The organism is Dermacoccus sp. BD5 (genome assembly GCF_044878485.1).
GTDB lineage: Bacteria > Actinomycetota > Actinomycetes > Actinomycetales > Dermatophilaceae > Dermacoccus > Dermacoccus nishinomiyaensis.
Window position 1 is genome coordinate 119,831 of sequence record NZ_JANJER010000001.1, and the last position, 14,345, is coordinate 134,175.

Annotated in this window: 13 protein-coding genes; 4 read left to right on the forward strand and 9 right to left on the reverse strand. The window is 68.5% G+C overall.

The window, feature by feature from the left end:
- Nucleotides 1-328 precede the first annotated feature (328 nt).
- The 8 genes from NQ706_RS00525 to NQ706_RS00560 all read right to left on the reverse strand — a co-directional run bounded on the left by NQ706_RS00525 (nt 329) and on the right by NQ706_RS00560 (nt 7,842).
- Nucleotides 329-730, reverse strand: coding sequence for a cytochrome c oxidase subunit 4 (locus NQ706_RS00525; RefSeq protein WP_038567787.1), 402 nt, complete (start codon nt 728-730; stop codon nt 329-331).
- Nucleotides 727-2,451 carry a cytochrome c oxidase subunit I gene (gene ctaD, locus NQ706_RS00530; RefSeq protein ID WP_038567784.1) on the reverse strand — a complete coding sequence of 575 codons (1,725 nt, stop codon included), beginning with the start codon at nt 2,449-2,451 and terminating at the stop codon, nt 727-729. Before ctaD ends, NQ706_RS00525 begins: the two co-directional genes overlap by 4 nt.
- Entirely contained in the window at nt 2,451-3,380 is a 930-nt protein-coding gene (coxB, locus tag NQ706_RS00535; protein WP_038567782.1) for a cytochrome c oxidase subunit II, read from the reverse strand. The genes ctaD and coxB overlap by 1 nt, the downstream gene beginning before the upstream one ends.
- A gap of 65 nt (nt 3,381-3,445) precedes the next feature.
- The gene (aat, locus tag NQ706_RS00540; RefSeq protein WP_038567780.1) at nt 3,446-4,147 is read right to left on the reverse strand and encodes a leucyl/phenylalanyl-tRNA--protein transferase; all 702 of its coding nucleotides are present in this window, start codon (nt 4,145-4,147) and stop codon (nt 3,446-3,448) included.
- A complete protein-coding gene (locus NQ706_RS00545; RefSeq protein ID WP_038567778.1) occupies nt 4,144-5,130 on the reverse strand; it encodes a carbohydrate kinase family protein in 987 nt (328 codons plus the stop codon). Before NQ706_RS00545 ends, aat begins: the two co-directional genes overlap by 4 nt.
- A gap of 78 nt (nt 5,131-5,208) precedes the next feature.
- Nucleotides 5,209-5,571 (reverse strand): iron-sulfur cluster assembly accessory protein, encoded by a 363-nt coding sequence (locus NQ706_RS00550; protein ID WP_006946562.1) that lies wholly within the window; start codon nt 5,569-5,571, stop codon nt 5,209-5,211.
- A 94-nt stretch (nt 5,572-5,665) separates the two neighbouring features.
- Nucleotides 5,666-6,349, reverse strand: a complete 684-nt coding sequence (locus NQ706_RS00555) for a M50 family metallopeptidase (RefSeq protein ID WP_051805791.1) — start codon at nt 6,347-6,349, stop codon at nt 5,666-5,668.
- A 125-nt stretch (nt 6,350-6,474) separates the two neighbouring features.
- A complete protein-coding gene (locus NQ706_RS00560; protein ID WP_038567776.1) occupies nt 6,475-7,842 on the reverse strand; it encodes a dipeptidase in 1,368 nt (455 codons plus the stop codon).
- A 73-nt stretch (nt 7,843-7,915) separates the two neighbouring features.
- Between NQ706_RS00560 and NQ706_RS00565 the strand changes: the two genes are divergently transcribed.
- A complete protein-coding gene (locus NQ706_RS00565) occupies nt 7,916-8,545 on the forward strand; it encodes a DUF3043 domain-containing protein (RefSeq protein ID WP_038567774.1) in 630 nt (209 codons plus the stop codon).
- Between the two features lie 122 nt (nt 8,546-8,667).
- Here NQ706_RS00565 and gcvT read toward each other — a convergent pair whose 3' ends face one another.
- Nucleotides 8,668-9,771: a glycine cleavage system aminomethyltransferase GcvT gene (gene gcvT / locus NQ706_RS00570; protein WP_038567772.1), complete on the reverse strand. Its 1,104-nt coding sequence runs from the start codon at nt 9,769-9,771 to the stop codon at nt 8,668-8,670.
- 101 nt (nt 9,772-9,872) lie between these two features.
- On the opposite strand from gcvT, the gene NQ706_RS00575 reads away from it, so the two are divergent.
- From NQ706_RS00575 to NQ706_RS00585, 3 genes are all read left to right on the forward strand, one after another.
- Entirely contained in the window at nt 9,873-11,357 is a 1,485-nt protein-coding gene (locus NQ706_RS00575) for a leucyl aminopeptidase (RefSeq protein ID WP_038567770.1), read from the forward strand.
- A 188-nt stretch (nt 11,358-11,545) separates the two neighbouring features.
- Complete coding sequence (gene sucB, locus NQ706_RS00580; protein WP_038567769.1) at nt 11,546-13,396, forward strand: 2-oxoglutarate dehydrogenase, E2 component, dihydrolipoamide succinyltransferase; 1,851 nt, start codon at nt 11,546-11,548, stop codon at nt 13,394-13,396.
- A 23-nt stretch (nt 13,397-13,419) separates the two neighbouring features.
- The gene (locus NQ706_RS00585) at nt 13,420-14,328 is read left to right on the forward strand and encodes a TIGR01777 family oxidoreductase (protein WP_038567767.1); all 909 of its coding nucleotides are present in this window, start codon (nt 13,420-13,422) and stop codon (nt 14,326-14,328) included.
- Nucleotides 14,329-14,345 lie beyond the last annotated feature (17 nt).

Below are 14,345 nucleotides of genomic sequence, written 5' to 3' on the forward strand. Positions count from 1 at the left end.
CGCGCGCGAGCGCGAGCGAGTCGCCGCGATCCCCGCACTCTCGCAAGATCCGCTGCGTGAGTTTGATCGTGCTTCGCAGTTGTCGACGCGATTCGCAGATGGGCACCTCATTGGCGAAAGGGGGACGGAAATCGCAAACGTGGACGAAAATCGCAGGTACGCACGGGCCCGCTGTGGTGCGCCCGGGCGGCTTTGCCGGCCCCGCCACTGTCATCACCGCACGCTCCCGTGACGTCGCACAGCCGAACTAGCGAGTCAACCCCACCCCCGACATGCAGATCGCCCCGCCCTTCCAGAGGAAGGGCGGGGCGATCCTTGGTGCGAGTGATCAGATGGCGTGCTCACCACTGAAGTACTCGAACGTCCACAGCACGACCGCAACGCAGACGAGCGGAGCCGCGATGAACACGATCCACCAGCCGACAGCCATCCCGAACGCGAGCAGCGCAATCGCAGCGGCGAGCCACAGCGGCGTCCACGAGTGGGGCGAGAAGAAGCCCTGCTCGCCGGACACTTCGCTGATCTCGCCCTCAGGGCGGTCGCTCGGGCCCGCACCCAGCTTGCGGTCGGTGACCGCGAAGTAACCGGCGATCATGAGGCCGAAGCCGGTGCTGAGCGCGAGGCCGACGACACCCACTGGCTCGTCCCAGTGGCTGAAGTGACCGTAGATGAAGATCAGCGGCAAGTAGAAGAGGCCGAGCACGAGGAAGAGCTTGTATGACGTCTTCATGCGGTGTGAGCCTTTCCACCCAGCTGGTCAACCGTGTCCTGCGCCGGCAGGACGGAGAAGACCCCGACCTCCGGGTGGTGCAGGTCGAACGCGGGGCGCTCGGAACGGATGCGCGGGATGCTGTTGAAGTTGTGACGCGGCGGCGGGCAGGACGTCGCCCACTCGAGCGAGGCCCCGAAGCCCCACGGGTCGTCCTCCGTGACGAGCGGCGCCTTCTTCCACGTGATGTACACGTTGTAGAGGAACGGCAGCATCGAGGCACCCAGCAGGAACGAGCCAACGGTCGAGACCTGGTTCAAGGACTGGAACCCGTCCTCCGGGAGGTAGTCGGCGTAACGACGGGGCATGCCCTCGACACCCAGCACGTGCTGAACGAGGAACGTCAGGTGGAAGCCGACGAACAGCAGCCAGAAATGGATCTTGCCGATCGTCTCGTTCAGCATGCGGCCGGTGAACTTCGGCCACCAGAAGTAATACCCCGCGAACATCGCGAACACGACGGTGCCGAAGACGACGTAGTGGAAGTGCGCCACGACGAAGTAAGAGTCGGACAGGTGCAGGTCAAGCGCCGGGCTGGCGAGGATGACACCCGTCAGACCACCGAAGAGGAAGGTCGCGAGGAAGCCGAGCGCCCACAGCATCGGAGTCTCGAAGGTGAGCGAGCCACCCCACATGGTGCCGATCCAGTTGAAGAACTTCACGCCGGTCGGGACGGCGATGAGCATCGTCATGACGGCGAAGAAGGGCAGGAGCACCTGGCCGGTCGCGTACATGTGGTGAGCCCACACCGAGACCGACAGCGCGCCGATGGCGATCGTCGCGAAGACCAGTGTCTTGTAACCGAAGATCGGCTTGCGCGAGAAGACCGGCAGGACCTCAGAGATGATGCCGAAGAACGGCAGCGCGATGATGTACACCTCGGGGTGCCCGAAGAACCAGAACATGTGCTGCCAGAGCATGGCTCCGGCCGTCTCCGAGTCGAACACGTGCGCATTCATCGTGCGGTCGAGGCCGAGGCCGAACAGCGCGGCAGCGAGGACCGGGAAGACGAGCAGCACGAGGATCGAGGTGATGAGCACTGTCCACACGAAGATCGACATGCGGAACATCGTCATGCCGGGAGCGCGCATGCAGACGATCGTCGTGACGAAGTTGACCGCACCCATGATCGAAGCGAAACCGGTCAGCGCGAGGCCGTAGACCCACAGGTTGCCGCCGAGACCGGGGCTGTAGGTGGTGCTCGACAGCGGCGCGTACGCGAACCAACCGAACGAGGCCGCACCCTGCGGCGTCAGGAAGCCGGCCACTGCGATGAGGCTGCCGAAGAGGTAGAGCCAGTAGGCGAACATGTTGAGTCGCGGGAAGGCGACGTCGGGCGCGCCGATCTGCAGCGGCATGAGCGCGTTCGCGAAGCCCGAGAACAGCGGCGTCGCGAACATCAGGAGCATCACCGTGCCGTGCATGGTGAACAGCTGGTTGAACTGCTCAGGGTTGTCGACGACCTGCAGGCCGGGCGACCACAGCTCGGCACGGATGATCAGAGCCATCGCACCACCGAGCAGGAAGAAGATGAACGACGTGATGAAGTACAGGTTGCCGATGACCTTGTGGTCGGTCGTCGTCAACCACTTGACGATGGTTCGGCCCGCGTTGAAGTCCTCAGGACGCCGTGCCTCGGGGCGCTGCTGAAGGCCTGCGGCGGGAGTCGTAGCCGTAGCCATTACTTACCCTCCTTGACGATGTCCGACGCGCCGACACCCTCCGGCAGGTACTGCTGGTCCTGCGGGGCGACGCTGGAACGGTTGAGGGAGTTCGACAAGAAGCCGGACTTGCCCTGCTTGCGCAGGTCGTCCATGTGCTTGTCGTACTCCGCCTGCGAGACGACCTTCACGTTGAAGAGCATCTGAGAGTGGTACGCACCGCACAGCTCGGCGCACTTGCCCTTGAAGGTGCCCTCCTCCGTCGTGTCGACGGCGAACTTGTTCACCTTGCTCGGGATCATGTCGAGCTTCTGCAGAAACTGCGGCACCCAGAACGTGTGGATGACGTCGCGCGTCGTCAGCACGAACTCGACGCGCTTGTTCACCGGAAGGTACAGGGTCGGCAGTCCGGCCTCGGCGCCCGGCTTGCCGGCCTTCATGTCACCCATCACGCCGGTGTCGTAGGTCTTGGCGTCGACGTAGTTGAAGTCCCAACTCCACTGCTTGCCGACGACGTTGATCGTCACGTCGGGCTTCGGCTTGGTGTCGAGCAGCTTGTTCTCCAGCCCGACCGTCTTGCCGAACAGCACGGCGACCATGAAGATCGGCACGACCGTGTAAAGGATCTCCATCGGCACGTTGTACTGCATCTGCGCCGGGAAACCCGTGTCGCTCTTGCGACGGCGGTAGCGCAGGATGCACCAGAACATGAGGCCCCAGACGAGCACGCCGACGGCGAGCGCCCAGTACCAGGTGTCCACCCAGAAATCGATCACATGGTGGGAGTTCTCGGTGACGCCCTCGGGCAGCCAGCCGCGGCTGACCTCTCCGGAGCACGCGGTCAGCGGCAATACCGCTCCACCGACACCGACAGCAGCAATTCGACGACGCCACGAGGGGCTCGTCTTCCGTAAGGGCCGACGCACAGCGTCCACCTTCCTCAGATCCATACCAGGCACATTCAAACCTTATCCCAGGCTCAGACTTCGCCAAGGGTCGGGGGTATCTCCTGGCTCTAACGATTACCTAACGGCACGCGCGCGCCCGGCACCAGACCGGCGATCGGCGGCGAGGCGACGAGGTGCGCGACGGCGTCGCGGTACGCCGGACGCTCCATGGTGGTGACGCCCAGGCTCGCGAGGTGGTCCGTGCGCCACTGCACGTCGATCAGACGCGGCCCGGGCTCGGCGAAGACGATCTCGCTCAGCGCCCACAGCGCCACCTTCGATGCGTCAGTCGCCACGTGGAACTTCGACTCGCCGGCGAACAACCCACCGAGCGCGAGCCCGTAGAGGCCGCCGACGAGTTCGCCGTCCTGCCTCACCTCGATCGAGTGCGCCACCCCGAGGCGGTGAAGGGCGCCATAGGCCGAGGCGACGGCGGGGGTGATCCACGCGCCGTCACGGCTCGGTTCGGCGCAGCCGGCGACGACGTCGTCGAACGCGGTGTCGACGCTCACCTCCATCGTCCGGGACGAGCGACGCAGGCTGCGGGAGACGTGGAAGTCACCGCGTCGCAGGACGCCGCGCTCCAGCGGCGACCACCAGCCGAGCGGTTCGCCGCCGCCCTCCCCCAGGCCCATCGGGAACACGCCCTGGGCGTACGCCCCGACGATCGTTGCCGGTTCGAGGTCGGCGCCGAGGGTGACGAGGTCGTCATCGGCGTCGAAGTCGGCGTCGGCGAAGTTCCACCGGCACTCGAGCTCGAGCGGGTTCACGACCGCCGATCACGCAGGTGCGCCGCCACCTCGCCTGCTGCGGCGTCACCGTAGGCCGCGCGGAAGCGGTCGAGGAAGGCGGGCGCCTCCAGCACGTACTCCTGGGTGCCGACGGTCTCGATGACGTGAGCGGCGAGCACCGAACCCAGCTGGGCGCAGCGCTCCAGTTCGAGCTGCCACGACAATCCGGCCAGGAATCCGGCGCGGAAGGCGTCGCCGACGCCCGTCGGGTCGGCCGCCTGCGCGATCTGGGCGACGGGCACGTCGATCGTGGGCTCACCGCGGCGGTGGATGCTCGCGCCGTCCTTGCCGCGGGTTATGACACGTACCCCGACGCGGTCGAGGATCTCGTCGGCGCTCCAGCCCGTCTTCTGCTCCGTGAGGTGCGATTCGTACTCGTTGGTGAACAGGTACTGCGCGCCGTCGATGATGTCGCGGATGAACGCGCCGTCGCCGAAGGCCAGCTGCTGGGAGGGGTCCGCGACGAACGGGATGCCCCGACGGCGGCACTCCTGCGTGTTGCGACGCATGCCCTCCGGGTCGTGCGCGCCGATGAGGACGAGGTCGAAACCCCCGTGGCGCTCGGCGATCGGGCCGAGTTCGACCTCGCGCCCCTCCGACATCGCACCCGGGTAGAACGACGCCATCTGCGCCATGTCGTTGTCGGTCGTGCAGACGAAACGCGCGGTGTGCTGCGTCTGCGAGATGCGCACCTCAGAGGTGTCGACGCCATGACGCTCCAACCAGGAGCCGTAGTCGGCGAAATCGGCGCCCACGCACCCGATGAGGATCGGGCGCAGGCCGAGGTTGCCGAGGCCGAACGCGATGTTGCCCGCCACGCCTCCGCGGCGGATCTGCAGGTCGTTCACGAGGAACGAGACCGAGATCTTGTCGAGCTGCTCGACGACGAGCGAATCGGCGAATCGCCCGTCGAACGTCATGAGATGGTCGGTTGCGATGGAACCCGTCACTGCGATCTTCACCGCATCAACCTACCGTGAAACGCGTTCGGCGCCCACGCTGCCATCGCAGCAGTGGGCGCCGAGGCGGAGCCGATCGAATCAGCTGAAGCTGTCACCGCACGCGCAGGAGCTGCCCGCGTTCGGGTTGTCGATCGTGAAGCCCTGCTTCTCGATCGTGTCGGCGAAGTCGATGGAGGCGCCGTCGAGGTACGGCGCGCTCATGCGGTCGACCACGACCTCGACGCCACCGAAGTCGCGCACGAGGTCACCGTCGAGGGTGCGCTCGTCGAAGTAGAGCTGGTAGATGAGGCCCGAGCAGCCGCCCGGCTGCACGCCGACGCGCAGGCGAAGGTCGTCACGGCCCTCCTGCTCGAGCAGGCTCTTCACCTTGGCTGCGGCGACGTCCGTCAGAATGACGCCGTGGGTGGCCGTCTCGGCCTGGGTGTTCGTCTCCACCGTCATCGTGGATCGATCCTCTCTCACGTCTTCGGTCCTGGTGGTCTCCAGGCCGTTCTTCGTGCAACACCGCGGCGGCCCGCCGTGTTCCCGCCCCACCTTACGCGCCGCCGAGGCGCGCCAGTGACGAGCGGACCGGCTCGAGCACTCCGACGACGACGGCAGCCGCCGTCAGGCACGCGATGGCGGCGAGCAGGAACACGAACCGCCAGACGAACGCAGGGACGTGACCGACGCGCGCGAGCTCCATCGCGTCGTCACGCCCGACGTGGGGGCGGAACAGCTCGAGCGCGGAGCGCAGCCCGCCGACGAGCAGGAACCACGACGCGCTCGCCACGACGACGTTCGTGACGGGATCCGAGGCCCAACGTAGCGTCGCGACGAGCAACGCCCCGACGCACGCGATGACGACGACGCCGAACGCGTTGCGCAGGAGCAGTGCCATGAGTGCGACGACAACGGCGCAGGCGACGAGCCAGATCCGCGCCTGGTCGGCGCGCAGGGCGACCAGACCCCCCAGCCCGACGATCCCGGGCGCCGGGTACCCGGCCAGGAGGGTCAGCACGACGCCGAGCCCACCCTGTCGGCCGACGCTTACCGCCTCACCTGACGAATCGCGGTTGAGCCGCACCGAGCGGACGCTGCGCCCCGCGAGAAGAGCGACGAGGGTGTGCCCCGCCTCGTGGACCGCGGTCACGGCATGACGCAACGGGCCGAACAACCAGCCTGCCAGCGCGCACACGGCACCGACGACGGCACTCAGCAGCATGAGGTCGTCATTCATGTCCCGACATCGCCCCCTCGGGATGGATGAGGCTCTCGACCCCGGCCTCCACCACAGGCACCCGACAGCGGGTGAGGCCACGCGCCATCACGCAGGCCTCACCCGTCGTCGTCGAGCGCCCGGTATCACGTGGCGTCCGAGGCCTTCGCGACGCGCTGCAGGAGAACCGCCTCGGCGAGGCAGACCTTCGCGAACTCACCGAGGTGCAGCGATTCGTTCGCGCCGTGCGCGCGGGTGTCGGGGTCTTCGACACCGGTGACGAGCAGCGCGGCGTTGGGCATCATCTCCGCGAACAAGGAGACGAACGGGATCGAGCCGCCGATGCCGACGTCGACGGGGTCGCTGCCCCAGGCGTCACGGAAGGCGGCGCGGGCCTCGTCGTAGAGCGGGCCGGTGGCGTCGGCGTCGAAACCGGAACCGATTTCCTCAAGCTCTACCTCCACCTGCGCACCCCACGGTGCGTGGGAGCGCAGGTGCTCGGCGAGCGCCTCGTAGGCGGCCTGCGGGTCCTGCCCGGGGGCAACGCGCAGCGACAGCTTGGCTCGCGAACTCGCCGCGAGCGTGTTGCTCGCGACGTCGACGCCCGTCGCGTCGAGCCCGATGACGGTGATGCTCGGCCCACGCCACAACCGCGCGGTCAGCGGGCCCGTGCCGATGAGCTGCGTGCCCTCGAGCATGCCGGCGTCGCGGCGCAGCTCCTCGGGCGTGTAGTCGATGTCGACGTTCTCGTCGGAGTCCAGCCCGGCGACGGCGACGCTGCCCGCGTCGTCATGAAGCGTCGCGAGCAGGCGGCACAGCGTCGTCAGCGAGTCGGGCACTGCGCCGCCGAACATGCCCGAGTGCACCGAGTGCGCCAGGGTGCGGACGGTGACGACGGCGCGGACGGTGCCACGCAGGGTCGTCGTCAGCGCCGGCGTGCCGACGGCCCAGTTCGCTGAGTCGGCGAGCACGAGGACGTCGGACGTCAGCTCGTCCGCGTACGTGCGCAGCAGTGCGGGCAGGGAGTCGGAGGCGATCTCCTCCTCCCCCTCGATGAAGAGGGTGACGGTGCAGGGCAGGTCGTCGCCCCAGGCGCGGATCGCGGCGATGTGCGCCATGACACCGGCCTTGTCGTCGGCCGCGCCGCGGCCGTAGAGGCGACCGTCGCGCTCGGTCGGTTCGAACGGCGGGCTCTGCCAGTCGGCGTCGTCACCGGGGGGCTGGACGTCGTGGTGGGCGTACATGAGGACACGCGGCGACCCTGCGGGTCCTTCCTTGTGCGCGATGACGGCCGGGCGGCCGCCCTCGGAGACGACCTTGACGTCCATCCCCTCGGCCTCGAGCAGCTTCGCAACGGCGCGCGCGGAGTCGTCGACGTGCTGTTGGTCGAACGATCCGAGGGAGACGCTGGGGATGCGCGTGAGGGCCTTGAGGTCCTCGACGACGCCGGGCATGAGGGTGGCGATGCGCTGGCGGAGATCCTCCGGGGCGCCCGCGTTCACGGTCGAAGTCACAGCCGCCACGGTATCCCCCGCGCGCCCGTGTCGGGGGATGGGAGGCGCTCGGGCGTGACGTAAAGTGGCGCGGGTGCGAGCAGTGAAGAAGAAGACGAGCAGCGGCGCCACCGCCGTCGGAGCCACCGCGGTCGAGAAGGATGCGACGAGCGAGCCGGCCGCCCCGGCGAGTGATGCGGTGCACCCTGCGCGCCCCGGTGCGAAGAACCGCCCGACGCCGAAGCGCAAGGACCAGGAGGCCGCTCGTCGGCGCCCCCTCGTCGAGACCGACCGCAAGGCAGCCAAGGCGGCAGAGAAGGAGCGCGCACGCGAGGCACGCGCCCAGCAGCGCGCAGCCGCCGATCGTGGCGAGGAATCCGCGCTGCCGCTGCGCGACCGCGGCCCCGAGAAGCGCTACATCCGTGACCGCGTCGACGCCCGCCTCAGCCTCGGCGAGGTCGCGATGCCGCTCATGTTCATCCTGATCTTCTCGTGGTTCCTGCTGCCCAAGCTGGCCGCCATCACCCTGGCGCTCGTGTGGGTCATCGTCCTCGCGGGCCTCATTGACTCTGCCCTGCTGTGGCGCCGCATCAAGAAGGACCTCATCGCCAAGTTCGGTGCCGTGCCGCGCGGCGGCGCCCTCTATGCGGTGACGCGCTCGATGCAGATGCGCCGCCTGCGCTTCCCCCGTCCGACGGTGAAGCGGGGCGACACGGTCGCCTGACGCGCCTCACCTCGGCACGTCCAGAACGAACACATGACGAAGGGGGCTCGCACCATCCGGTGCGAGCCCCCTTCGTCATGCCGTCAGAGGAGACGCCGCCGAGGCGGGAGGCGCTCATCGCGTCAGCTGCTGCGCGTCTGCACCTCGACGAACGGCGGCTTCGTGACGACGGCCTCGAGCATGCGACCACGCACGTCGACGACGACCTGGTCGCCCTCGGCGAGCATCGGCGAGACGAGCGCGAGCGCGACGCCCATGCCGAGGGTCGGCGAGAACGTCCCGGACGTCACCTCGCCGAGTTCAGCGCCCTCGGCGTCACGCACGATGCAGTGCGCGCGCGGGATGCCGCGGCCGGTGAGCTTGAGGCCACGCGAGATGCGGCGCGGGCCCTCGGCCTTCTCCTTGGTCAGGGCGTCCTTGCCCCAGAACGCGTCCTTCTTCCAGCCGACGGCCCAGCCGGAGCGCGCCTGCACGGGCGTGATGTCGAGCGAGAGATCCTGCCCGTGCAGGGGGTATCCCATCTCGGTGCGCAGGGTGTCGCGCGCCCCGAGGCCGCAGGGCAGACCCTCGTAGGGGGCCGCGGCCTCGACGAGGGCGTCCCACAGCGCGAGGGCGTCGTCCCAGCGGCAGACGAGTTCGTAGCCGCGCTCACCGGTGTAGCCGGTGCGGCACACGGTGACGGGGCGGCCCTGCCAGTCGGCCTCGTCGAAGCTCATGTAGTCGTGGTCGACGGGCAGAGCGAGTGCGGAGACGACCTCGTCGGACTTGGGGCCCTGGACGGCGAGCACGGCGTATTCCTCGTGCGCGTCGGCGACCTCGATACCCTCCGGCGCGGCCTCCTTCAGGCGGCGCACGACCTCGGCCGTGTTCGCGGCGTTGGGGATGAGGAACAGATCGTCCTCGGCCTTGACGTAGACGATCAGGTCGTCGACGACCCCGCCGCTCTCGTCGCAGCACATCGTGTACTGGGCCTGGCCGGGCCCGATCTTGCGCAGGTCGTTCGTCAGGCACGAGTTGACGAAGTCGAGCGCGCCGGCACCCTTCACCGTCGCCTTGCCCAGGTGGCTCACGTCGAAGATGCCGACGCGCTCACGCACCGCGGTGTGCTCGCGCACGACACCTCCGCCCGGATACTCGATGGGCATGTCCCATCCTCCGAAGTCGGCCATCTTCGCCCCGAGTGCGCGGTGACGCTCGTCGAGGGGCGAGAGCTTGTTCTCAGTCATGCCTCGAACCTACCGCGCCCACCGCGTCCTACGGGCCGTTAAGCTCGGCCCAGCAGCACGCACGCCGATGACCTCGGCATCACCCACGAAAGGGGCCCCACATGGTCGACATCACCCTCAGCGACAAGAGCGCGGACGCCATCGGAGCCGACGCCACCGTCGTCCTCACCGCACCGACGAAGGACGGCGCCCGGGTCATCGACCCCGTCGGAGTCTCCCCCGCCGCCGTCAAGGCGCTCAACGAGGCTCTCGCGACGCTCGAGGCGAAGGGTCGCGCCGACGAGGTGCTGCGCCTGTCGGGTGCCGGCGACCTGAGCGGCCTCGTCATCGCCGTCGGCTCGGGCGTCGACGCCGAGCAGGCGCCGACGAAGGCCTCCGCGCTGCGTGACGCCGCCGGTGCCGCCGCGCGTTCGCTCACGGGCACCTCGAGCGCCGTCTTCGCCTTCCCCGCGGTCGCCGACGACCTCGTCCAGGCCATCTGCGAGGGCATCGCCCTCGGCGCGTACGCCTACACCGCGTACAAGAGCAAGCCGAAGGACGCCCTCGCCAAGGCGACGCTGCTCGTCACCGACGCGAAGTCGTCCGGCGCCCTCGCGGGCGTCGAGACCGCGACGGCCGTCGCGACCGCGCAGAACTGGGCGCGCGACCTCGTCAACATGCCGCCGCTCGACCTCAACCCCGCCTCGTTCGCCGACATCGTCCGCAAGCGCATGTCGGGCACCAAGGTCAAGGTCGACATCATGGACGAGAAGGCCCTCGCGAAGGCCGAGTGCGGCGGCCTCATCGGCGTCGGCCGCGGCTCGGCGCGTCCGCCGCGCCTCGTGACGCTGACGTACAAGCCCGCGAAGGCGACGAAGCACATCTCGATCGTCGGCAAGGGCATCACGTTCGACTCCGGCGGCCTGTGCATCAAGCCCGCCAACGGCATGGCGACGATGAAGTGCGACATGGCCGGCGCCGCCGCCGTCGCGGCCTTCCTCGAGGCCGTCGCCGCGCTCGAGCTGCCGGTCGCCGTCACGGGCTACCTGTGCCTCGCCGAGAACATGACGGGCGCCGACGCGCAGCGTCCCGGCGACGTCATCCGCATGCACGACGGCACGACCGTCGAGATCGACAACACCGACGCCGAGGGGCGCCTCGTCATGGCTGACGGCCTGTGCTACGCCACCGAGGAGGAGCCCGATCTCATCATCGACATCGCGACGCTCACCGGCGCGGCCGTGCTCGCGCTCGGCAACCGCACGGCGGCGATCGTCGGCAACAACGACGAGGTGCGCGATGAACTGATCGCGGCCTCCGAGCGCGTCGACGAGCACATGTGGCCGATGCCGCTGCTCGAGCACCTGCGCCCGAGCATCGACTCCGAGGTGGCCGATCTCAAGCACACCGGCGAGCGCATGGGTGGGCTCATCACCGCGGCGATGTTCCTCAAGGAGTTCGTCGGCGAGAAGAACGGCGAGCAGATCGACTGGATCCACATGGACATCGCGGCGCCCGCGTTCAACGAGGGCAGCCCCTACGGCGTCAACCCCAAGGGCGGCACCGGTTTCGCCGTCCGCACCCTCGTCGAGCTGGCTCGCGCCTGATCGAGCAGGCCCGCGGGTGGGCACAGCCGCTTTCCTACCCGCGGGTATTCGGGGCGGGTTTCCGCAACCCCGTCCGCGAGTGACAAGATGGCCTTGATCGGGGAGATCCGCTCGCTGCGAAGTGCCCCGGAGTTCACAACTTCATCCGCGAAACCAAAGTGAATTTTGGATTGAGGAGACCTCCACCCATGTCTGACCGCGTGACCATGCCGGCCCTCGGCGAGTCGGTGACCGAAGGCACCGTGACCCGCTGGCTGAAGAACGTCGGCGACACCGTCGCCGTTGACGAGCCGCTGCTGGAGGTCTCCACGGACAAGGTCGACACGGAGATTCCGTCGCCGATCGCCGGAACGCTGCAGGAGATCCTCGTCGAAGAGGATGAAACGGTGCCGGTCGGCGCCGACCTCGCCGTCATCGGTGACGGCGACGCTCCCGCGTCGTCCGACTCCGGTTCCGACTCCTCCTCCGACGACTCGCAGGAGGCCGAGCCGCAGGCCGAGGCCGACGAGAAGAAGGACGAGGCCGCCGAGAGCGCGTCGCAGGCGTCCGAGAGCTCGAACTCCTCGAACGACTCCGCCGGTGAGGTCTCCGGCGGCGAGAAGGTGACGATGCCCGCGCTCGGCGAGTCCGTCACCGAGGGCACGATCACGCGCTGGCTCAAGTCCGAGGGCGACGACGTCGCCGTTGACGAGCCCCTGCTCGAGGTCTCCACGGACAAGGTCGACACCGAGGTTCCCTCCCCCGTCGCGGGCAAGCTGACGAAGATCCTCGTCGCCGAGGACGAGACGGTTCCGGTCGGCGCCGACCTCGCCGTCATCGGCGGCTCGGCCGGCTCGAGCTCCTCCGACGACTCGGCCGAGGCCGAGAAGGCGGAGAAGAACCAGGACGAGGTCGACTCGAAGAAGCAGGACGAGGCCGTCGAGGCCGCGGAGTCGAAGAACGAGACGCCGGCCCCGGTCAAGGACGACGAGGCCGCCGAGAAGGAAGCCCCGAAGGCCGAGTCGTCGGCGAGCGAGGCGCCGAAGGACGAGGCCCCCAAGGCCGGCGCCGGCTCCGACAAGCAGCAGGAGACGTCGACGAAGGTTGACAACTCCGGCACCTACGTCACGCCTCTCGTGCGCAAGATCGCGGCCGAGAACAACATCGACCTGTCGACGATCACGGGCACCGGCGTCGGTGGCCGCATCCGCAAGCAGGACGTCCTCGACGCTGCGAAGAAGGCCCAGGAGCCGAAGCAGGAGGCCGCCCCGGCTGCGTCCGCCGCGGCTCCGGCAGCATCCTCCACCCCGGCCGCGTCGACGACGACGCCGCAGCCGTCCGCCGAGGCTCAGGCCAAGCGCGGCACGACGGAGAAGATGTCGCGTCTGCGCAAGGTCATCGCGCAGCGCATGGTCGAGTCGCTCGCCGTCTCCGCGCAGCTGACGGCCGTCGTCGAGGTCGACCTGACGAAGGTCGCGAGTATCCGTGCGTGCAACAAGGAGAGCTTCAAGTCTCGCGAGGGCGTCAACCTCTCCTACCTGCCGTTCATCACGACGGCTGTCGTCGAGGCGCTCAAGGCGTTCCCGCAGGTCAACTCCTCGGTCGACGGTGACAACATCGTCTACCACAACGCCGAGCACATCGGCATCGCGGTCGACACGCCGCGCGGCCTGCTCGTGCCCGTCATCAAGGACGCGGGTGACCTGTCGATCGCCGGCATCGCGAAGAAGATCGCCGACCTCGCCGCTCGCACGCGTGACAACAAGGTGACGCCGGACGAGCTGGGTGGCGGCACGTTCACGATCTCGAACATCGGCTCGAACGGTTCGCTCATCGACACCCCGATCATCAACCAGCCGCAGGTCGCCATCCTCGGCACCGGCGCGATGGTCAAGCGTCCCGTCGTCGTCACCGATGAGTTCGGCAACGACTCGATCGCGATCCGTCAGATGATGAACCTCGTCCTCACCTACGACCACCGCGTGGTCGACGGCGCCGACGCCGGTCGCTTCCTCTCGGCCATCAAGGCTCGCCTGGAAGAGGGCGCCTTCGAGGTGTGATCGTCGCGGGCTAGTCTGACCGCATGACTGGACAGCGCATCGCCATCACCGGTTCCTCCGGAGTGATCGGCGGTGCGCTGTCATCATGTCTGCGTCGCCGCGGCGACACCGTCATCCGGATCGTCCGACGACCGGCGGTCGCACCGGGCGAGGTGACGCTGCCCGAGGCCCGCAGCTCGAACAGCCGATTCGTCGAGACGCTCGTCACCGTCGATGCGGTCGTCAACCTGGCCGGGGCGGGCGCCGGCGATCATCGGTGGAGCCGCGCGTACAAGGACACGATTCGCGAGTCGCGGATCGAGACGACGTCGACGCTCGCCGACGCGCTGGCGGAGGTGCCCCAACGGATTCGTCTCGTCTCGGGTTCGGCGATCGGCTTCTACGGCGATCGCGGTGACGAGGTGCTCGACGAGACGAGCGCACCCGGGGAAGACTTCCTCGCTCGCGTCTGCATCGAGTGGGAAGCTGCGGCGATGAGGGCTGCGAAGCGCCACGACGTCGCCCTCGCGCGCACCGGTCTCGTCATGACGGGCGAGGGCGGAGCGTTCGCTCCCTTACTCACGACGACGCGGCTGTGCGCAGGGGGCCCATTGGGTTCGGGGCGGCAGTGGTGGAGCTGGATCACGCTGCGTGACGAGGTGCGCGCGCTGATGTTTCTCCTCGACCACCCCGACGTCGTCGGGCCCGTCAACCTCGTCGCACCGCGCGCGAGTCGGCAGGCCGATCTCGCGCAGGCACTCGCGCGCTCGCTGCGGCGCCCCGCTGCCCTGCGCGTACCGAAGAGTGCATTGCGCTTCGTCCTCGGTGAGATGGCCGACCAGGTGACCGCGTCGACGCGGGTACGCCCCCACGTGCTCGAAGCTGCCGGGTTCGACTGGCAGGACGAGAACCAGGACCAGGCGCTCGACCGGCTCGTCGCGTCGGCGCTCTGACCGGCGCGCGTCGGGAG